A 19,358-nucleotide genomic window follows, 5' to 3' on the forward strand; every position below is an offset into this window, starting at 1 on the left:
TGACACGTCCCCTTTCGTGAGATGGCCGGTGTTCCGGCTCGTGAACCCTACTTTCGGAACAGCTCGTAGACGAGACCGTGGCGAAGGCCGCGGTCGCTCACCGTGAACGACGAAACGCCCAGGAGCGTGCAGATCGCGCGGACGATGCACGCCCCCGCGAGGATGACGTCCGCCCGCTTGGGCTGGAGTCCCACGATCGCGCGCCGCTGTTCGAGCGTCTTGCCCGCGTAGTCGGCGATCTGGGCGTCGATTTCGCCGAGCGTGAGCGTCGATCCCTGGACGACGTCCGGATCGTAGACGGCCATTTCGAACTTCACGGACGCGAGGCTCGTCACGGTCCCGCCCATGCCGACGAGGAAGTCCGTCCGTCCCGAGACGCCGCCGTCCTTCAGGCTCTTCACGATCTCCGCTTCGGCGCGTTCGACCGCGCCCTGAAGCACCGGATCCTCGCGGAAGAACTCCTCGGTGATCCTGACGGCGCCGAGCGTGACGCTGAACTTGCGGAGCATCGACGCGCCCTTGCCGTAGACGAATTCCGTGCTGCCGCCCCCCGTGTCGAACGTGACGAGTTCGCCGTCGCCCACCGGGAGGCCGGACATGACGGCGAGGTACGAGATGCGCGCCTCCTCTTCGCCGCCGATGACGCGGAGCGTCGCGCCGGACAGCTCCTTCACGCGGGCGATGAAGGCGTCCGCGTTCTTCGCGGTCCGGAGCGCCATCGTGCCGACGATCTCGGGGTGTTCCGCGCCGAGCGACCGCGCGCGCGCGACGAACGCGGCGACCGACTGCGCGTTGCGCTCGAGCGGTTCGGGCGCGATGAGTCCGGTTTCCCGAAGCCCTTCGCCCAGACGCGCTATGTCGTTCTCGTCGACGACGGTCCCGAGCGTCCCGTCGTCCATCCTTTTCGCGACGTGGAACTTGATGGAGTTCGTTCCGACGTCGATGACGGCCCGAAGATCGCTCATCACGCCATCCCCACGGTCTTCTTCATCGCCTGGATATAGTTGATGTTGGGGTAGTCCTCGCACGCGAGTTCCCGGACGGTCTTCAGGACGAGTTCCGGATCCTCGTGCTCGACGCAGAGCGTCCGCAGCGCGACGCCGTCGAACTCCGTCTCGGCGATCTCGCAGATCGCGCCGTTGATCACGTAGATGAAACGCTTCTTCTTCACGTTGACGAGCCTGAGGTTCTCGTTCGGACGGACGAGTTCGTTCAGGAACTGCTCGAACGTGTATTCCTTCCGGCCGAAGATCGGCTCGGGGACCTTGAACACCGCGAACAGCTCCCTGAGCTGCTCCCGCCCGATCGGGAAGGAGGCCTTCATGATCGGGAACCACTGCTCGAGCTTCGCCTCGTTGACGTTACGGAGCGACTTGATGTCGAGGAGGTCGTCGCGGACCTTGATGTTCTCGTCGCTGCCCCGCGAGAGAATATAGACTTCCTCGCTCTCCTTGAAATTCCCCTGCTCGTGCGCCCGGATCCGCTTCTCGGGCTCCTCGAACTCGGCACCGAACGTCCTCCACTCCCACCGCGCGACAATCGGTTTGGCCATGCTGTCCCCTCCATGTTTTCGAGATCGCCCGGGCTTTCAGGCGTATAAAAAAGGGAGGGGGCCTCAGGCTCCCTCCCAATGAAGATCAGACGACGATATGGGCAGAACACCCTGTGCATGAACGCATCGATTTCATGCAGAATATTCTGTTCTATCAAGTTCCGCTCAACCCTATTCTTTATAGCCCCAATATGCGGATCTTGTCAAGGCAGGAGGATTCCCGGTTCCTCCCGCGTCACTCCGCGTATATCTTCGCTTCCTCCCCGCCTTCGAGGACGCGCGTCGCTCCGTCGGCCAGAGCCTTCATCTCGTCCTCTCCCGGATAGACGAACACGCGCGCGATGAACGCGACCTTCTCCGTAATGTACTGCACGAGTCGCGCGCTGTAGGCCAGACCTCCGGTGAGCGCGATCGCGTCGACATGCCCCTTCAGGACGGCCGCGCACGCGCCGATTTCCTTGGCGACGTGGTATCCGAGCGCTTCGAAGACGAGCTTCGCGCGTTCGTTGCCCGAGTCCATCATCTTCTCGACCTCGCGGAGGTCGTTCGTGCCGAGATGCGCGACGAGGCCGCCGCCGCCGACGAGCTTTTTCAAGAGCTGTTCGAGGTCGAACTCGCCGCTGTAGGCGAGGCGTACGAGCGCCCCGGCGGGAAGCGATCCCGCGCGCTCCGGCGAAAAGGGCCCCTGCCCGTCGAGCGCGTTGTTGACGTCGACGATCCTGCCGTGGTCGTGCGCGCCGACGGAGATTCCGCCGCCCATGTGCGCGACGATGAAGTTGCAGTCCGCAAGCGGTCTTCCGAGGTCGGACGCGGTCCGCCGCGCGACGGCTTTCTGATTGAGTGCGTGGAAGAGCGACCGGCGTTCGATCTCGGGAAGGCCCGAGACGCGCGCTTCCGGGACCAGTTCGTCGACGACGACGGGATCGACGATGAACGCACGCTTCCCCGCCGATTTTTCGGCGATACGGAGCGCGAGCGGCGCCCCGAGGTTGCTCGCGTGGGAACCGTAGCGGCAGGAGCGCAGATCCCGGAGCATCGGTTCGCCCACCTCGTAGGTGCCTCCGGGGATGGGCCGCAGCAGGCCGCCGCGACCGACGACGCCGTCGAGATCCTCGGGCTTCGTTCCGTGGGACGCCATCGCCTTCAGGATCTCCTGGAAGCGGAACTCCTCCTGTTCGGAAATTCCCTTGAAGCGACGGATGACGTCGACATCGTACCGCTGGGTGTCGGACCAGACTTCCTTCCCATCCTGAAAGAGCGCCACCTTCGTGCTCGTGGACCCGGGGTTGATCGCAAGAACCTTCATTGCACACTCCTCCAATCGATCACATGCTCCGCGTCCGTTTCGGCGCGGGACATCGTAATGCGACAGCCGGAGGAAGAGGCTGCGCGCGTCTTCCTCCGGCCGGTGTTTCCGTTCGTCTTCGGTGCGGATTACTTTTTCTTCTGGAACGCCGAGAGCGCGACCGCCGCCGCGACGGAGAGCAGCTTCGCCCTCGGGGAATCGGCACGGCTCGTGAGCACGACCGGCGCCGTTGCGCCGAGGATGAGTCCGGCGGTCTCGTTTTTCGAGAAGTAGACGAGAGCCTTGACCATCATGTTGCCCGCGTCGATGTTCGGCACGATCATGACGTCGGCATGTCCGGCGACCGGCGAGACGATGCCCTTGGTCTTCGCGGATTCCTCGGAGACCGCGTTGTCGAGCGCGAACGGGCCGTCGACGATGCAGTTCTTGATCTGGCCGCGGCGGTTCATCTGCGTCAGCGCGGCCGCGTCGAGCGTGCAGGCCATGTCGGGGTTGACGACCTCGACGGCCGCGAGGACGGCGACCTTGGGCTCCTCGACGCCGAACGCGCGGGCGAGGTTGACGGTGTTCTGGAGGATGTCGGCCTTGGCGGCGAGATCAGGATACATGTTGAAGGCCGCGTCGGCGATGAAGAAGACGTGGTCGAAGCCCTCGACGGTGTGGAAGTAGCAGTGGGAGATCGTGTTCTTTCCGGAGCGCAGGCCGACTTCCTTGTTGAGCATCGCGCGCAGGAAGTTGTTCGTGTGGATCTGGCCCTTCATGTAGATGTCGGCTTCGCCGGAGGAGACGAGCGCGACGGACTTCATGCCCATCTGTCCCTCGTTGCTCTCGTCGATGACCTTGTAGTTCGCGAGATCGACGCCGGCCTGTTCGGCCGCGGCCTTGATCTTCGACGCGTTTCCGACGAGGATCGAGTTCGCGAAGCCTGCCGTGCGGGCCTCCTCGAGCGCGGAAATCAACCCGGCGTCTTCGGCCATGGCAACCGAGACCTTCTTCGGGCCCTGTTCCTTCCCGATCTTCTTCGCGTATTCAAGCAGTGCGGACAACGTGCGGATCTGTTCCATTCTGTGGCACCCTCCTTCGATTATCGCGCCACCACCGCGCCGAGCGCGATGGAGAGCAATTTTGTTTCCATGGAGTCGAAACGGCTCGTAAGAACGATGGGTTTCCGGGCGCCGAGGACGACGCCCGCCCCGCGTTCTTTCGCGAGGTACGTCATGACCTTTCCGACGAGGTTTCCGGCCTCGATCGTCGGCACGAGGAGGATGTCCGCGTTTCCGGCGACGGGAGAGGAGATCCCCTTGATCTTCGCCGCCTCCTCGGAGACCGCGTTGTCGAGCGCGAACGGTCCGTCGACGACGCACCCCTTGATCTGCCCGCGGTCGCTCATCTTCGCGAGCGCGGCGGCATCGATCGAACAGGGCATGTCGGGGTTCACGACTTCGACGGCCGCGAGGGCCGCGATCATCGGGCACTGGACTCCGAGTTTATGGTAGCACTCGACGGCGTTCTGGATAATCCCCACCTTCGTGGGGAGATCCGGATACATGTTCATCCCGCCGTCCGTGAGACCGAAGATCCGCTTCTCCATGACCGTGATCTCCTGCAGGAAGAGATGCGACAGGAGCGATCCCGTCCGCAGGCCCCACTCCTTGTTGAGGACGGCCTTGAGCAGCGTCGCGGTCTTCACGAGTCCCTTCATGAGAAGGTCGGCGTCGCCGCACGACACCATCTTGACGGATCTCTCGACCGCGAGGTCGTCCGTCTTCTCGTCGACGATCCCGATACCGTCGAGACTGAGTCCGTCCCTCTCGGCGAGCGAGCGGATCTTCGCCGCGTCGCCGACGAGGACGCCGTTGACGAGTCCTTTCGCGTGCGCCGCGCAGACCGCCGCGAGCGCGTCGTCGCCGTAGGGGCACGCGACCGCTATCGTCATCTTCCTCCCGCCGGAGCAGAGATCGAGAAGAAAGTCCAGGTTCCGCATCGTCATCGTTTCGTCCCTCCCGCACAATCCCCGTAGCGTTTGGCGGTTTCCTCGCCCGAGAGCACGCGGAGCGCCCCCTCGGCGAGCGCCTTCATTTCATCCTCGCCCGGATACAGAAGCACCGGGGCGATCCACTGTACGCGCTCCTGCACGAGCGCCACGAAGTCGCTGTCGTAGGCCACGCCGCCCGTGAACAGGATCGCGTCGACCTTTCCGTCGATCGCGGTCGCCTGCGCGCCGATCTCCTTCGCGACGGCGTACGCCATGGCGCGGTAGACGAACGCCGCGCGTTCGTCGCCCGAGGCGATGCGTCCCTTGACTTCGCGAAGGTCGCTCGTCCCGAGATGGGCGAACATCCCTCCCTGTCCGGCAAGGCGCCGGAGCATATCCTTGAGCGAGAGAGAACCGCTGAAGCACAGACGCACGAGGTCGCCCGCGGGAAGACCGCCCGCGCGTTCGGGCGAGAAGGGACCGAAATCGTTGCCGCAGTTCACGTCGACCATGCGCCCCCTACGATGCGCGCAGATCGTGATGCCGCCGCCGATGTGCGCGACGACGAAGTCCAGTTCGTCCCATGGTCTTCCGAGATCCTTCGCGGCGCGGCGGACTGTCGCCTTGACGTTGAGCGCGTGGGCGAGGGAGACCTTCGGGAGTTCGGGCAGCCCCGTGATCCGGGCGACGTCCTCCATTTCGTCCACGGCGACGGGATCGACGATGAATGAGGGGATTCCGAGGGGGTCGGCCATCGCCTTCGCGATGATCCCGCCGAGGTTGGAGGCGTGTTCCCATGGCTTGCCGACTCGAAGCCGGTCGATGAGCGCCTGGTCCACCGCGTACGTCCCCCCGGGGATCGGGTCGACGAGTCCGCCGCGGCCGCAGACGCAACCGAGGTCCGCGAGCGACGACCCGTGCGCCGCGATCGCCTCTTCGATCGTCTTCCGCCGAAAATCGAACTGATCCGCCACGTTCGCGAAAGCCGCGAGTTCCGCAGGATCGTGCCGGACCGTCTCGCGCCACACTTCCCGGTCCGAATCGAACCAGGCGATCTTCGTACTCGTTGATCCGGGATTGATGGTCAATACCTGAATCCCCACAGATCGTCCCCCCTGAACGACAAAATGACGAGCGAACCGACATATGCGTCTGAATTCAGATTCGTTCGTTTTTTACTGGACTCCATTATACAGGACAAGGCATGGGGAAGGAAGAAAGGAAAGCGGCGTTTCGGACGAAGAACGCACTCCCTCCGGATCTCTTTTCGCCGGCGCGGCCGGGAACGGGGCGGGGCGTATCAGCCCGGAACCGACAGCAGGAGGCGTCCCGCCTGGAAGACGACGACCGATCCGACGTAGCCGACGAACACCGTGAAGAACACCATGAACGCGGTCCAGCGGACGCTCTTCGTCTCCGCGTAGGTCGCCGCGACGGCCGCGACGCACGGAACGTAGAGAAGCGTCATCACGAGGAACGAGTAGGCCGAAAGGGGCGTGAAAAAACGCGCGAGGGCCTGTTCGAGACCGACTTCGGAAACGCCGAGAAGCGTTCCGAACGTCCCGACGATCACTTCCTTCGCGAAGAAGCCGAAAACGAGCGCGACGGCGGCCTGCCAGAAGCCGTATCCCGCGGGCGCAAGGACGGGGGCCATCAGGTGCCCGAGCCGTCCGACGAGGCTTTCCTCGCCCGCGTAGGGGGTCCCTGGCGGCAGATTGGCCATCGCCCACATGATGACGACGCCGCCCAGAATCCACGTCCCGGCCTTGCGGAGAAACATGATTCCGCTCTCGGACGCCGCGCGGGCGACGTTCCGGAGCGAGGGCATCTGGTAGGGAGGAAGCTCGATGAACAGATCGTGCGGCTCGCCGCGGAAGAGCGTGCCGCCGAGCAGCTTCGCGGCCGCCACCGCGACGACGACGCCGAGGACGTAGAGCGAGAAGACGACCGTCGGGGCGTCGTCGCCGTAAAAGGCCCCCGCGAAGAGGATGTAGACGGGAAGACGCGCCGAGCAGCTCATGAACGGGATGACCATGAGCGTGAGGAGGCGGTCGCGAGGATTGTCGAGAATCCGCGTCGCGGCGATCGCGGGGACGTTGCAGCCGAACCCCATGATCATCGGGATGAAGCTCTTGCCGTGGAGCCCCACCATCGCCATGATGCGGTCCATCACGAAGACGCCCCGGGCCATGTAGCCGGACTCCTCGAGCATCGCCACGGCCGCGAAGAGCAGCATGATCTGCGGCACGAAAACCAGGACCGACCCGACGCCGCCGATGATTCCGTCCGAGACGAGCGACGAGAGAATCGCGGGCGCACCGGCGCGTTCGAGCAGCGCGAGCAGGAACCCTCCCGCCCATTGGACTCCCGCCCCGAGAACGTGCGCCATGGGATCGCCGAGAAGATAGGTGATCTTGAAGACACCCCACGTCGCCGCGAGGAAAATCAGAAGGCCGACGAACGGCGACGTCACGACGCGGTCGATCCTGTCCGTGACGGAGAGCCGTTCGCGGTAGACGCGCCCCTTCGCGACGACGGCCGCGGCAGCCTCCGAGACGAACCGCCACCGCCGTTCGATCGTCGCCGTGTCGAGCCCGTACCCGAAGCGTTCCGTCATCGCCGCGTCCTCTTCGGCGAGGATGCGGGCGACCGCTCCGTCCGGCGAAAGCGCCGCGAGGTGGTCCATCGCCATCGGATCGCGCTCCGCGAGCCGGATCGCGAGGATCCTGGCTCCTCCGAATGCCGTCACCGCATCGGCGGGCGCCGACGAGAGCGCCGACTCGATGCGCTCGTGCGCGCGCGCCACGTCCGCGCCATACGGGACGCGCACCCCCTTCCGGGGCTGCGCCGCGGCGCCGCGAAAGGCTTTCCTGAGGGAGTCGACGCCACTTCCGCGCGGCAGGCATCTTGGGGACATGCACCCGGCGCAGGTGGCCCTGGGAAGGCATCGGGCGCAGTCGCCGCGCGCGAGCGTCGATACGACGGGAACGCCGAAGCGCCGCGACAGCGCGTCGAGGTCGACATCCATTCCGCGGCTGACCGCGAGGTCGCCCATGTTCACGACGAGAAGCGCGGGAAGGTCCAGCTCGAGGACCTGCACCGCGAGGTAGAGGCTCCTTTCGAGATTCGACGCGTCGAGGACGATCGCGGCGATGTCCGCCCGCCTCGAGAGAAGGAATTCCGTCGCCACGCGCTCGTCGGGAGACGCCGCCCCGAGACTGTAGGTTCCCGGGAGATCCACGACGCGGATATCCCCGGCGGCGTCGGGAAAGGAGCCGACGGCAAGGTCGACCGTAACGCCGGGCCAGTTGCCGACCTTGCGGTTTTCGCCCGTGAGCGCGTTGAACAGACTCGTCTTTCCCGTATTGGGGTTGCCTGCGAGAGCGACGGAAAACGTCGTGCCGGCGACACGCTCAGTCGGCGGGCACGAACTGCAGGCGTGAATGATCATCGAGGTCGGAACGCTCCTTTACCGGAACAGGGACTCGAAGAGTTCACCCGTTCTAACTGAATGGAAGAGGTGAAAAACTCAGTCCTCTTCACTCACGAGAATCTTCTCGGCGATGCCCCGCCCGACGGCGAAGCGCGCGTCTCCCACACCGAGCATGACCGGACCGCCCTGATTGCGCAGAACGCGGATCTTCGCGCCGGGGTATACCCCCACCTCGCACAGCCGTCTGGCCATATGGCCGCATCCGAGCAGGCGCATCACGCGGACTTCCCGGCCTTCAGCTATGTTTTTCACCGGACACATCGTCGTCATCTCCCCCGATCCACACGGTCAGCGCGTGGATCTTCTCAAGTTCCGCCTCGACGCCGCAGATCATGCAGCGCACCGAAGTTCCCGAACGATCCAGCATTTCGACGCCGGTCCCCGGAGTCAGCCCCGCCTCGAGCAACCGCGCGCGAATCGGACCGGCGCACGTGAGACGGACGACACGTCCCCCCTCCCCCTTTTTCAGAAGCGACAGCGGACGCGGGAGGCACGACGGATTCGAGATGAACCGCTCCATTCGGCGAACCCAGGGTTCCTGGTTGCGCCGCGCGTCGAAAAAAAACTCCGCGAACGCGAGGATCCGTTCGTCGGACCGCTCGTCGAGCTCGTGCTCCATCGCGCAGGCGATCGCTTCCGCGCGTTCCCTGTCGATCCCGAACAGCTCGGAGAACAGGAACGCGAGATGCTCGTGGCGCCGGTATATCGCGAGCGCCCGCTCGCGCCCCGCGTCGGTCAGCGAGAGGTCGCCGTAGTGTTCGTGAACGACGAGACCGTCGTCGGAGAGACGCTTCACCGCCGCGACCACCGTCGGCTTGCTCACCCCGGTGCGCGTCGCGAGTTCCGTCACGGTCGGCGCGACCCCTTCGATTTCGAGGGCGAATATCTCTTCCATATAGTCTTCTATGCGGGCCGAAAGGGCCATTCCTTCCCCCTGTGTTTTAGAGGTCTAACTGCTCCGGCATGAGAATACATCATCGATGATCCATACGTCAAGGACAACTTTGGTCAGATATCGTATATTCCGCGTCATGCACTGCGTCGCGCTCCGACGCGGTTCGCGCTCCGGGAGTTTTCCCCGTTCGTGGTAGAATGAGCCCAATTCTATCGGGACAGGAGTGATGCAGATGGCCGTGTATCTGAACAACGCCGCAACGACGTGGCCAAAACCCGAACCGGTGGCCCGCGCGGTGTACGATTTCATGACCCGTGCCGGAGCCAACCTCGCCCGGGGCGCGGCGGCGAAACGGGATATCGGAACGATGGATATGGTGATGAGCTGCCGCGAAAAGATCGCGTCGCTTTTCGGCGGCCACGAGAACGCCGATCCAAGGTACGTGACCTTCGCATCCAACGTGACGGAAGCGCTCAACATCGTTCTCAAGGGCTTTCTCAAGCCGGGGATGCGCGTCCTCACGACGAGCATGGAGCACAACGCCTCGATGCGGCCGCTCCGGCGACTCGAGTCGCAGGGCGTCGTCGTGACAGTACTCGAATGCGACCCGGAGGGAATCCTGTCGCTCGAGGATCTTCGCGGGACGCTCGAAAACGACCGGTACGACATGATGGTCCTGACGCACGCGAGCAACGTGTGCGGCACGGTTCAGGATCTCGAGGGGATCGCCGGGGTCTGCAGCGGCTACGGCCTGAACCTCGTTCTCGACTCCGCGCAGACGGCAGGGATTCTCCCGATCGACATGACGGCCCTCAATCTCGCCGCGCTCTGTTTCACCGGCCACAAGGGACTCATGGGTCCCCAGGGGATCGGCGGCGTCGTCTGGCGACCCGATTTCGCCGAAGAAACGGCGTGCTTCGTCGAGGGCGGTACGGGGAGCTACTCGCACCTCGAGTTTCACCCGGACAAACTGCCCGACAAGTTCGAGGCCGGAACGCCGAACCTCCCTGGGATCGCCGGGCTCGGCTCGGCGCTCGACTGGCTCGCGGACGAGGGCATGGATGCGATCCGGAAGCGCGAACACGAGCTCGGGCAACGCCTTCTGAACGGGCTCGGCACGCTGCCCGGGCTGAGGCTCGCGGGAAAGCGGACGATGGATGGACGTCTGCCCGTGATCGCGGTCAATTTCGAGGGAGCCGACAACGGCATCCTCGCGTCGGAACTCGTCGACCGCGCGGGAATCGAAACCCGGCCCGGGCTCCATTGCGCGCCGACGGCGCACAGGACCCTCGGGACCTTCCCGCAGGGGGCGCTCCGGCTCAGCCCGGGGTACTTCAACACCGAAGCCGATATCGACGTCTGCCTGGGCACGCTTGCGGAAATACTGAAGATCCCCGCGAAATAGCGTTCGCGGACGCGCCCGGAGACATTCGCCCCCTGGGGGGCGCATGTCTCCGGGCCTGTTTCATGAAACGGCACATGCCGGCGGCAACGGAGACGGCATAATCGGAGGAGCGGAGGAAAGAATGCGCATCGTCGTGGTCGGTGCGGGAGAGGTCGGATACAGCGTCGCGCAGACGCTGTCCGAAGAGGGGTACGACGTCACCGTCGTGGAGCAGAACGAAGAGCGGGCGACGAAGACGGAGAGCGAGCTCGACGTCCTCGTCGTCCGGGGCAACGGAGCGAGGCCGAACGTCCTCGAGCAGGCCGGCGTCGTGCCGGAATGCGATGTCGATATCCTCGTGGCCTGCACGGACCACGACGAAATCAATATCCTCGCGTGCTGGATCGCCAAACGGTGCGGCGTCGACCGCGTCATCGCGCGTGCGAGAGGACTCGAGTTCACCGATAGTCCGACGTGGGGCAAGGAGCTCGGAATCGATGTCATGCACTCCCCGGAGCGATCCGTCGCGCGTGAAATCATGGAGCTCCTCTCGGTAAGCTCGGCCGTCCAGACGGGAGAACTTCTCGAAGGCCGGGCGGGAATGTACGCGTTCCATCTCGCGCACGGGTCCCCTCTTGTCGGAGCGACCCTCAGGGAACTTCGTCAGACGTACCCGGATTTCACCGCGATCATCGTCTACGTCGAGCGCGAGGACGGCGGCGAGGTTCCGCACGGAACGACGCCGCTCAGGGAGGGAGACCTCTGCTACGTCGTCACGGCAAAGGACTATGCCTGGCGCCTCGAAGAATACTTCACGGGCAGGAAGAGCAGTCCCCTGCGCCGGGTGCTCGTCGTCGGAGGAGGCAAGATCGGGTACCAGGTCGCCCGGAGACTCGAAGTCCAGTTCCGCGACGTCGACATCCGCCTCATCGACCGCAACAAGGACAAATGCGAGCGACTCGCGCAGGAACTCAGCCGCACGCTCGTTCTCTGCGGCGAGGGAGCCGATGACGAACTGCTGCGCCAAGAGGGAGTGGAGGAGGCCGATGGCTTCGTCGCCGCGACCGAGAGCGACGAGGCGAATATCATGCTCGGCGTCGTCGGCAAGTCGCTCGGCGCTCGAAAGAGCATCGCCGTCGCACGGAAGACGCTCTATCAGCGCCTTGATCCGTATATTTCGGTGGACGCCATCGTCAACCCCAACCAGGCGCTCGCCTCGGTAATCCTGCGGTACGTCCGCTATCCGTCCGGTACGGGGACGCTCTCGATTATCGAAAAGATCGGCGCGGAGATGCTCGAGCTGTTCATCTCGGAGGGGAGCCCCGCGATCGGCGTCCCCGTCATGGAACTCGGTCTTCCGTCGGGAATCCTGCTCGCGCTCGTGGTCCGAAAGGGGCACGTCTCCGTCCCCGGAGGAACCACCGTCCTCCAGCCGGAAGACCGAATCATCGTCTTCGCGACGTCCGATCTGATGGATACCGCCGTAGAGAGACTCCGGGGCATCTGATATGCGCTTTCGGGTCGTTCTGAAGGTCCTGTCGCTCATTTCGGGAATCGTCGCGCTGTTCATGCTCTGGCCGCTCGCCTGGGCGATCTGGGACGGAAGCGCGGACGTGAACCCCTTCATGGAATCCATCGCGGCGGGGCTCGTCTTCTCGGCCGCGCTCTTCCTGATCGGGCGCGATGCCGACTACGCGGATCTCGGGGTCCGCGAGGCGTTCGCGGTGGTAACGTTTTCGTGGGTCGTCGCCTCGGTCGTCGGCGGGTTGCCCTACCTGCTCCACGGTACGGTTCCCTCGTTCACGGACGCGTTCTTCGAGGCGATGTCGGGGTTCACGACGACGGGAGCCTCGGTCCTTTCGGACATCGAGGCGAACCCTCGCGGAATCCTCTTCTGGCGCGACCTCACGCACTGGCTCGGGGGCATGGGAATCATCGTCCTGAGCCTCGCGATCCTGCCGTTCCTCGGCGTCGGCGGAATGCAGCTCTACAAGGCCGAGGTTCCCGGGCCGATCCCGGAAAAGCTCACTCCTCGCGTCCAGCAGACGGCGCTCCTCCTCTGGGGCGTCTACGTTCTCATGTCCGTCGCGCAGACCGTCCTCCTGATGCTCGGGGGCATGAACCTCTTCGAGTCGCTCACGCATACGTTCGGCACGATGGCGACGGGCGGCTTCTCGCCGCTCAACAAATCGATCGGACAATATAACAGCGCGTACTTCGACTGGGTCATCACGATCTTCATGTTTCTCGCGGGGGCCAACTTCACGCTGCACTACTTCTTTTTGAAGGGCAAGTGGGGCATCTTCTGGAAGGACGACGAATTCCGGTTCTACACATACGTCACTGGCGGCGCGACTCTCATCGTCTCCGTCCTGCTGCTCGCCACGGGGACATACGCGGGCGTCGCCGACGCGCTGCGCTACGCCGCGTTCCAGGTCGTCAGCATGATCACGACGACGGGGTTCGTCACGGCGGACTACGAAACGTGGCATCCGGGCACGCAAATCGTCATGCTGCTCCTGATGTTCGTCGGCGGGTGCGCCGGATCGACCGGCGGCGGCATCAAGAACCTCCGGATCATGCTCGTGCTGCGTCACGTCAAGATGGAACTCCTGAGAATCCTCCACCCGCAGGGGATCATGACCTGCCGCGTGTGCGGCAAGCCCGTACCCCGGGACGCGATCACATCCGTCACCGCGTTTTTCATCCTCTACATCGCGCTGTTCGCGACGGCGACGATCGTCATGGCCTGTCTCGGCCTCGACATCGTCACGGCCATATCGAGCGTCGCGGCGACGATCGGCAACGTCGGCCCGGGCTTCGGCTCCGTCGGCCCGATGGACAACTACGCCGGCGTTCCGGCGGCCGGCAAGTGGGTCCTGTCGCTCTGCATGCTCCTCGGACGACTCGAACTCTACACGGTCGTCCTCCTCTTCCTCCCCGTCACCTGGCGACGGTAGAATCTGACATTCGACGGCCTCTTCCGCGAGGCCGTTTTCTTCTTGACATATTCAAGAATTGTGGTACCTTTATTCCTGTAAACGGAGGTGGCGGTATGGCAGGGTTGTTTCGGATTTCGGAGGCGGTGTCGATCGCCTTTCACGGCATGGGGCTCCTCGCGATCCGGGGAGCGCGAATGAGCGGTCACGAGATTTCGGAGGCGATCGGCGTCTCGGAGGCACACCTTCTGAAGGTCTTCCAACGTCTCGTCCATGCCGGGCTCGTCCATTCCACGCGGGGGCCGGGGGGCGGCTTTGAGATCGCGGACGATCCCCGCACCGTGACGCTCTTCCGCGTGTACGAGGCGATCGAAGGAACGACCGAGTGCGGCGCGTGCCTTCTCGGAGCGAACGAATGCCCCTTCGGGCGCTGCATCTTCGGGGGAGAGACGGAGCGGATGGAACGGGAATTTCTGGACTATCTTCACAGAGTCACCCTCGCGGACCTCTCCGCGAAGGACGAGGAGGGAACGAAGAGATGAGCGGAAGGGCGACGAGAAAGATCATCCGGATCGACGAAGAGAAGTGCGACGGCTGCGGCCAGTGCGCGCAGACCTGCCACGAGGGTGCGATCCGGATCGTCGACGGAAAGGCGAAGCTCGTGAGCGATTCGTACTGCGACGGGCTCGGCGCATGCATCGGCGAATGCCCCCGGGGCGCGCTCACGATCGAGGAGCGCGAGGCGGCTCCGTTCGACGAGGCCGCTGCGCTCGCGCAGGCCGGACATTCGAAGAAGCCGGAAGCGGCTCCGAAATCCCCGGAGGCCGGAAGTCTCGGGTGCGGCTGTCCCGGGAGCGCCATGCGCGATTTGAGGCGAAGTCAGACTTCTGATACACTACAGAATAGACCGTCCGAACCGACGGAATCGCGTTTGTCGAACTGGCCCGTGCAGCTGCGGCTCGTTCCCGAAAACGCTCCCTACCTCAAGGGCGCAGATCTCCTGATCGCCGCCGACTGCACCGCCTTCGCGCACCCCGATTTCTACCGGACGTTCCTCTCCGGGCCGAACACCGTCTGCCTCGTCGGGTGCCCCAAGCTCGACGACGCGCAGTGGTACGTCGATAAGCTCGCGCGGATCATCGAAGTGAACGAACCGGCGACGCTCTCGCTCGTTCGAATGGAAGTCCCCTGCTGCGGGGGCATGACGCGGATCCTCGAGGAAGCGATCCGCCGCGTGGGGCGCGACGCCGCGCTCCGGATCACGACGGTCGGCGTCCGGGGCGACATTCTCGACAGGGAAACGAAGACGTGGATCTTCGGAACGAACGCATAGAGACGGCTCCACAAAACAGACACGGAGGAGATGACGGGAATGTATTGCTACCAGTGCGAACAGACGGCCAAGGGAACGGGGTGCACCGCATTCGGCGTGTGCGGCAAGAGTCCGGAGGTTGCGGATCTTCAGGATTTGTTGCTCTACGTCACGCAGGGGGTGTCGCAATACGCGCACAGGGCCCGCGCGCTCGGCGCCATTGACAAGGACGTCGACGTCTTCGTGACGGAGGCGCTCTTCACGACGATCACGAACGTGAACTTCGACGAGGAACGCATCGAGGGGCTCATCCGGAAGGCCGGTCAGATTCGCGACCGCGCGAAGGCGCTCTACGAGGACGCGTGCCGCAAGGCCGGAAAGACGCCCGAGACGCTCGGCGGCCCGGCGACCGTCGCGATCCCCGCGACGCGCGACGCGATGATGACCGAAGCCGCGAAGCACGGCGTGGCGGCGGGCGAGGAAAAATGGGGCGAAGTCGTCCAAGGGCTCCGGTATCTCATCCTTCTCGGCCTCAAGGGAAGCGCCGCGTACATCGACCACGCGCACGTCCTCGGGTTCGACGACGACGCGATCTACGGGTTCTTCCACGACTTTCTCGACTATCTGACCTCGGAGTCCTACACCGTCGACGGGCTCGTCGGCCGGGCGATGGACGCCGGGAAATGGAACGTCGCCGTCATGGAGCTTCTCGACCGCGCGAACACCACGTCCTACGGACACCCGGAACCCACGAAAGTCCTCGTCACTCCGGTCAAGGGCAAGGCGATTCTCGTCTCGGGACATGACCTCAAGGATCTCGACAAGCTGCTCCAGCAGACCGCCGGCAAAGGCATCAACGTCTACACCCACGGCGAGATGCTTCCGTGCCTCGCCTACCCGGGACTCAAGAAGTATCCGCACCTCACAGGCAACTACGGCGGCGCGTGGCAGAACCAGCGCGAGGAGTTCGACGCCTTCCCCGGCGCGATCCTCATGACGACGAACTGCATCCAGAAGCCCAAGGATTCCTACAAGGGCCGGATCTTCACGACGGGGCTCGTCGCCTGGCCGGGCGTCACGCACATCGGACCGGACAAGGACTTCACGCCCGTCATCGAGGCGGCGCTCGCAGCTCCCGGATTCGCCGAGGACGCGCCCGCGCACGAAATCATGATCGGCTTCGCGCGCAACGCGGTCATGAACGCGGCCGGAAAGGTCATCGAACTCGTCAAGGCCGGAAAGATCCGCCACTTCTTCCTGATCGGCGGCTGCGACGGCGCCAAGCCGGGCCGGAGCTACTACACCGACTTCGCGAAGGCCGTGCCGAACGACTGCGTGATCCTGACGCTCGCGTGCGGCAAGTACCGCTTCAACAAGCTCGACTTCGGCGCCATCGACGGCATCCCGAGGCTTCTCGACTGCGGCCAGTGCAACGACGCCTACTCGGCAGTCCGGATCGCCCTCGCGCTCGCCGACGCCTTCAAGACCGACGTCAACGGCCTGCCGCTCTCGCTCGTGCTCTCGTGGTACGAACAGAAGGCCGTGTGCATCCTGCTCTCGCTGCTGCACCTCGGCATCCGCAACATGAAGATCGGTCCGAGCCTTCCGGCCTTCGTCAAGGAACCCGTCTTCAAGGTGTTGCAGGAGAAGCTGAACCTCCAGCCGATCACGACGGTCGAGAAGGACCTGGCCGAGATCCTCGGGAAGTGACGCCGATGGCGAAGGAATCGATCGAAAAGGGAACGCCCTTCGACGTCGGGGGGCTGACGGCCTACCAGGTCGACTCGGTCGTGAGCCGGACGATCGTCGACCGACCCGCGGGAACCGTGACCTCGTTCGCGTTCGACGAGGGGCAGGCGCTCTCGGAGCACACGGCGCCCTACGACGCGCTCGTCCTCGTGACCGACGGAAGCGTCGAGATCAGGATCGGCGGCGAACCCAAGACGGTCTGCGCGGGGCAGGGGATCATCATGCCCGCGAACGTGACGCACGCGCTCGAGGCGCTCACGCCGTTCAAGATGACGCTCGTAATGATCCGGGCGTAAAGGGTCAACATGACGCGACGGAATGCGGAAGATCCTTTCCCGCATTCCGTCGCGTCGGCTCACGGTATCGAGTGGCGTCCGGTTTCAGACCGCTTCGCCGGTTTGGATGTTCAGACCGACTTCACGCTTTCCACGTCCTGGGGTTTCCGGAATATTCCGTGACACGATCCGGAGAGATATCAGACGACGTACTTGTCGTTCGGATATTCGGAAAGATATCGGTCTCGCCTGTCAACGATCAATGTGACGACATTCTGCCCCTTCTTCATCCGCGAAGCGATCTTGAGCGCGATGGCGACGTTCGCTCCCGACGACATACCGCAATAGATTCCCTCCTCCGAGCACAGGCGATTGGCCATGTTCCTGGCCTCCTCGTCCGAAACGCGGAAGAAGACGTCCGGGTAACCGTCGTCGATCAGCTGTTCGAGGATTGACTTCTCGGTGACCCATTTTTCGAGCCCCATCGCTTTCGCGACATCCTTCTTGAGACGGGAGATCCGGAAGTCTCCCCTTTTGCCCTCGGATTTTTCCATTTCGATGTACTCTTCGCTCCCCCCAGGGACGACTCCGAATACCATCTCCGGTTTTATACCCCTTTCTCTCATCGCCAGGCACATGCCGTACAGAGACGCTCCGGAACTTGCGGAACAGCCGATGGCATCCACCTTCCCGTCCAACTGATCCGCGATTTCGCGTCCGATCTCGGTTTGTCCCCTGTAGTTGGCATTGTTATATATCTGATCGACCCATACCGTGTTCTGATTCCGCTCTTCTTCGAGACAACAGTCTCTTTTCGCGGCGATGACGTGGGGGAGATCTTTATGCTTCTCTACAAAGTCTGCGAGAAGATCCTCCGGGAGATACGCTTCCGGGTCGCTGGAAACTTCCACTTGCGGCCCATAAGCCTGGACAATCTTAAATCTTGCGTCAACTTCCTTGGCAAAATAATACCTATACAGGAACAGCTTGGATTTATACCCCTTGGCTGCACACACAAGCGCCACGGCCGGGGCGGTGTTTCCCGCAGACGCTTCGACAACCGTCCCTCCGGGAGAGAGTTTTTTTCCGTTCCAGGTGTCTCCTCTCTCGGCCGACTCCACCATGGCCAAAGCCATCCTGTCCTTATAGCTGCCGCTCGGATTCAAATATTCCAATTTGACAAAAACATTGGCTTCGATACCGCTGCCCAGTTTGTTCAATTTCAAGAGTGGCGTTTTCCCGATTGCCTCAAGAATGCTATTGATATATTTCATAGTGAATCTCCATCCTTTCTCTATCAATTAAGAAGTTTAATTATTAACTGCAAGTGTGCCGTTCTTCAGATAGAAACGGGGTATTCGCGACGTAAGTGTGGCCGTAACCTCGGAAACAGAGGCGGGGTACAGCTCGGCATAGTGGTACGCGTATTGTTCCGTTCCGTTGTCTTTGCCGAAGATCGTTACGATGTCGCCCTCCGCTGCGTCCGGGATGTCGGTAATGTCGAGGATCGAATAGTCGCAGCAAATTTTCCCGATGATCGGAGCCCTGCATCCGTGAAGAAGCATGCTCGCGCGGTTGGAAACGCTTCTCCTCAGGCCGTCGGCGTATCCGATCGGGACAATGGCTATGGTTGTCGGGCGCGACGTCGTGAATGTCGCGTCGTAGCTCACGCACGTCCCCTCGGGAATCGCTTTTTTCTGTATGACGCGCGATTTCAGGGACACGGCCTGCGATACATCGAACAAATCCGAGAGTTCCGGTTTTGTTCCCATATACAGAACGCCGATACGAACGAAGTCGTAACTGTACTCCGAAAAAGACGACAGCGTGGAAGAGCTGAGGCAGTGCGCCTTGATATCCGGCTTCGATTGCTTGAGGCGCGGGACGATCGAAGCGAAGAGTTCCAGTTCGCGACGTTCCAGCTCGTTGTGTTCCCCGGATGAAGAATTCGATGTGTGCGTGTACACGCCCACCGTATCGAGCCCCGAGAGCGAGAGAATATCACGAATTTCCGCCTGTGCCCTTTCTTCTCTGCCTCTGACGACGATTCCCAGACGACTCAGACCGCTATCGATTTTTATGTGCCCTTTCAGTTTTCTTCCTGTCGGGGCGATGATATCCGACAAGACTTTCCCGTGATGAAGATCCGCGAAAGTGACGTGAAAGTTGTTCTCGACGGCCAGGACCGCATGTTTGGGATGTATCGGGCCGAGAATGAGGATATCCGCGCGTATGCCGTTCTCCCTGAGTTCCATAGCCTCTTCGACCGTCGCGACCGCAAGAACGGGACAATGAAGAGCCTCGAACACCCTGCCAAGCTCCACTGCGCCGAGCCCATACGCGTTTGCCTTTATAACTGCAATAATCTCGCAATTCTTGGCCAATTTTTTTTCAATATTTACATAATTTTGTTTTATAGCGTTTAAATCTATTTCAAGCCATGTTCTGTTATCTTGATATCTCATATTTGGCCTTCTC

At 62.9% G+C, this 19,358-nt stretch carries 18 protein-coding genes; 7 read left to right on the top strand and 11 right to left on the bottom strand.

Features of this window, described 5'->3' with window-relative positions; all coding sequences use genetic code 11:
• Positions 1-47 precede the first annotated feature (47 nt).
• The 9 genes from ACZ5IU_RS06125 to ACZ5IU_RS06165 all read right to left on the bottom strand — a co-directional run bounded on the left by ACZ5IU_RS06125 (position 48) and on the right by ACZ5IU_RS06165 (position 9,251).
• Positions 48-965: a Ppx/GppA phosphatase family protein gene (locus ACZ5IU_RS06125; protein ID WP_464421309.1), complete on the bottom strand. Its 918-nt coding sequence runs from the start codon at positions 963-965 to the stop codon at positions 48-50.
• Positions 965-1,552: a hypothetical protein gene (locus ACZ5IU_RS06130; protein ID WP_464421310.1), complete on the bottom strand. Its 588-nt coding sequence runs from the start codon at positions 1,550-1,552 to the stop codon at positions 965-967. The genes ACZ5IU_RS06125 and ACZ5IU_RS06130 overlap by 1 nt, the downstream gene beginning before the upstream one ends.
• 235 nt (positions 1,553-1,787) lie before the next feature.
• Positions 1,788-2,858, bottom strand: a complete 1,071-nt coding sequence (buk, locus tag ACZ5IU_RS06135) for a butyrate kinase (RefSeq protein ID WP_464421311.1) — start codon at positions 2,856-2,858, stop codon at positions 1,788-1,790.
• A 128-nt stretch (positions 2,859-2,986) separates the two neighbouring features.
• On the bottom strand, positions 2,987-3,922 hold the full coding sequence (locus tag ACZ5IU_RS06140) for a bifunctional enoyl-CoA hydratase/phosphate acetyltransferase (protein ID WP_464421312.1): 936 nt from the start codon (positions 3,920-3,922) through the stop codon (positions 2,987-2,989).
• Positions 3,923-3,942: 20 nt separating this feature from the next.
• Positions 3,943-4,848: a bifunctional enoyl-CoA hydratase/phosphate acetyltransferase gene (locus ACZ5IU_RS06145; protein WP_464421313.1), complete on the bottom strand. Its 906-nt coding sequence runs from the start codon at positions 4,846-4,848 to the stop codon at positions 3,943-3,945.
• Complete coding sequence (buk, locus tag ACZ5IU_RS06150) at positions 4,845-5,936, bottom strand: butyrate kinase (protein WP_464421314.1); 1,092 nt, start codon at positions 5,934-5,936, stop codon at positions 4,845-4,847. Before buk (ACZ5IU_RS06150) ends, ACZ5IU_RS06145 begins: the two co-directional genes overlap by 4 nt.
• A 197-nt stretch (positions 5,937-6,133) precedes the next feature.
• Positions 6,134-8,284 carry a ferrous iron transport protein B gene (gene feoB / locus ACZ5IU_RS06155; protein ID WP_464421315.1) on the bottom strand — a complete coding sequence of 717 codons (2,151 nt, stop codon included), beginning with the start codon at positions 8,282-8,284 and terminating at the stop codon, positions 6,134-6,136.
• A 78-nt stretch (positions 8,285-8,362) separates the two neighbouring features.
• On the bottom strand, positions 8,363-8,587 hold the full coding sequence (locus ACZ5IU_RS06160; protein WP_464421316.1) for a FeoA family protein: 225 nt from the start codon (positions 8,585-8,587) through the stop codon (positions 8,363-8,365).
• Complete coding sequence (locus ACZ5IU_RS06165; RefSeq protein WP_464421317.1) at positions 8,562-9,251, bottom strand: metal-dependent transcriptional regulator; 690 nt, start codon at positions 9,249-9,251, stop codon at positions 8,562-8,564. Before ACZ5IU_RS06165 ends, ACZ5IU_RS06160 begins: the two co-directional genes overlap by 26 nt.
• Before the next feature lie 202 nt (positions 9,252-9,453).
• Here ACZ5IU_RS06165 and ACZ5IU_RS06170 point away from each other — a divergent pair, with 202 nt between their 5' ends.
• The 7 genes from ACZ5IU_RS06170 (at position 9,454) to ACZ5IU_RS06200 (ending at position 16,901) form a co-directional block, all read left to right on the top strand.
• A complete protein-coding gene (locus ACZ5IU_RS06170; protein ID WP_464421318.1) occupies positions 9,454-10,626 on the top strand; it encodes an aminotransferase class V-fold PLP-dependent enzyme in 1,173 nt (390 codons plus the stop codon).
• 121 nt (positions 10,627-10,747) lie between these two features.
• Positions 10,748-12,112, top strand: coding sequence for a Trk system potassium transporter TrkA (gene trkA, locus ACZ5IU_RS06175; RefSeq protein ID WP_464421319.1), 1,365 nt, complete (start codon positions 10,748-10,750; stop codon positions 12,110-12,112).
• Position 12,113: 1 nt separating this feature from the next.
• Positions 12,114-13,565: a TrkH family potassium uptake protein gene (locus ACZ5IU_RS06180; protein WP_464421320.1), complete on the top strand. Its 1,452-nt coding sequence runs from the start codon at positions 12,114-12,116 to the stop codon at positions 13,563-13,565.
• A 95-nt stretch (positions 13,566-13,660) separates the two neighbouring features.
• Positions 13,661-14,086, top strand: a complete 426-nt coding sequence (locus ACZ5IU_RS06185) for an RrF2 family transcriptional regulator (RefSeq protein ID WP_464421321.1) — start codon at positions 13,661-13,663, stop codon at positions 14,084-14,086.
• The gene (locus tag ACZ5IU_RS06190; RefSeq protein ID WP_464421322.1) at positions 14,083-14,877 is read left to right on the top strand and encodes an ATP-binding protein; all 795 of its coding nucleotides are present in this window, start codon (positions 14,083-14,085) and stop codon (positions 14,875-14,877) included. Before ACZ5IU_RS06185 ends, ACZ5IU_RS06190 begins: the two co-directional genes overlap by 4 nt.
• A gap of 30 nt (positions 14,878-14,907) precedes the next feature.
• On the top strand, positions 14,908-16,566 hold the full coding sequence (gene hcp / locus ACZ5IU_RS06195; protein ID WP_464421323.1) for a hydroxylamine reductase: 1,659 nt from the start codon (positions 14,908-14,910) through the stop codon (positions 16,564-16,566).
• Between the two features lie 5 nt (positions 16,567-16,571).
• On the top strand, positions 16,572-16,901 hold the full coding sequence (locus ACZ5IU_RS06200; protein WP_464421324.1) for a cupin domain-containing protein: 330 nt from the start codon (positions 16,572-16,574) through the stop codon (positions 16,899-16,901).
• A 179-nt stretch (positions 16,902-17,080) separates the two neighbouring features.
• Here the strand turns inward: ACZ5IU_RS06200 and ACZ5IU_RS06205 are convergent, their stop codons facing one another.
• Together ACZ5IU_RS06205 and alr are read right to left on the bottom strand one after the other, a co-directional pair.
• A complete protein-coding gene (locus ACZ5IU_RS06205) occupies positions 17,081-18,154 on the bottom strand; it encodes a PLP-dependent cysteine synthase family protein (RefSeq protein ID WP_464421325.1) in 1,074 nt (357 codons plus the stop codon).
• A gap of 36 nt (positions 18,155-18,190) precedes the next feature.
• Positions 18,191-19,345: an alanine racemase gene (alr, locus tag ACZ5IU_RS06210; RefSeq protein ID WP_464421326.1), complete on the bottom strand. Its 1,155-nt coding sequence runs from the start codon at positions 19,343-19,345 to the stop codon at positions 18,191-18,193.
• Positions 19,346-19,358 lie beyond the last annotated feature (13 nt).

This window comes from Lactivibrio alcoholicus (assembly GCF_055390895.1).

Bases quoted from the DNA above. Each gene is read 5' to 3' on its own strand.
- ACZ5IU_RS06185 (WP_464421321.1), top strand. From the start codon at position 13,661: ATGGCAGGGTTGTTTCGGATTTCGGAGGCGGTGTCGATCGCCTTTCAC.
- buk (WP_464421311.1), bottom strand. From the start codon at position 2,858: ATGAAGGTTCTTGCGATCAACCCCGGGTCCACGAGCACGAAGGTGGCG.
- feoB (WP_464421315.1), bottom strand. From the start codon at position 8,284: ATGATCATTCACGCCTGCAGTTCGTGCCCGCCGACTGAGCGTGTCGCC.
- ACZ5IU_RS06170 (WP_464421318.1), top strand. From the start codon at position 9,454: ATGGCCGTGTATCTGAACAACGCCGCAACGACGTGGCCAAAACCCGAA.
- ACZ5IU_RS06160 (WP_464421316.1), bottom strand. From the start codon at position 8,587: ATGTGTCCGGTGAAAAACATAGCTGAAGGCCGGGAAGTCCGCGTGATG.
- ACZ5IU_RS06125 (WP_464421309.1), bottom strand. From the start codon at position 965: ATGAGCGATCTTCGGGCCGTCATCGACGTCGGAACGAACTCCATCAAG.
- ACZ5IU_RS06165 (WP_464421317.1), bottom strand. From the start codon at position 9,251: ATGGCCCTTTCGGCCCGCATAGAAGACTATATGGAAGAGATATTCGCC.
- ACZ5IU_RS06180 (WP_464421320.1), top strand. From the start codon at position 12,114: ATGCGCTTTCGGGTCGTTCTGAAGGTCCTGTCGCTCATTTCGGGAATC.
- ACZ5IU_RS06205 (WP_464421325.1), bottom strand. From the start codon at position 18,154: ATGAAATATATCAATAGCATTCTTGAGGCAATCGGGAAAACGCCACTC.
- hcp (WP_464421323.1), top strand. From the start codon at position 14,908: ATGACGGGAATGTATTGCTACCAGTGCGAACAGACGGCCAAGGGAACG.
- ACZ5IU_RS06130 (WP_464421310.1), bottom strand. From the start codon at position 1,552: ATGGCCAAACCGATTGTCGCGCGGTGGGAGTGGAGGACGTTCGGTGCC.
- ACZ5IU_RS06190 (WP_464421322.1), top strand. From the start codon at position 14,083: ATGAGCGGAAGGGCGACGAGAAAGATCATCCGGATCGACGAAGAGAAG.
- alr (WP_464421326.1), bottom strand. From the start codon at position 19,345: ATGAGATATCAAGATAACAGAACATGGCTTGAAATAGATTTAAACGCT.
- ACZ5IU_RS06145 (WP_464421313.1), bottom strand. From the start codon at position 4,848: ATGACGATGCGGAACCTGGACTTTCTTCTCGATCTCTGCTCCGGCGGG.
- ACZ5IU_RS06140 (WP_464421312.1), bottom strand. From the start codon at position 3,922: ATGGAACAGATCCGCACGTTGTCCGCACTGCTTGAATACGCGAAGAAG.
- trkA (WP_464421319.1), top strand. From the start codon at position 10,748: ATGCGCATCGTCGTGGTCGGTGCGGGAGAGGTCGGATACAGCGTCGCG.
- ACZ5IU_RS06200 (WP_464421324.1), top strand. From the start codon at position 16,572: ATGGCGAAGGAATCGATCGAAAAGGGAACGCCCTTCGACGTCGGGGGG.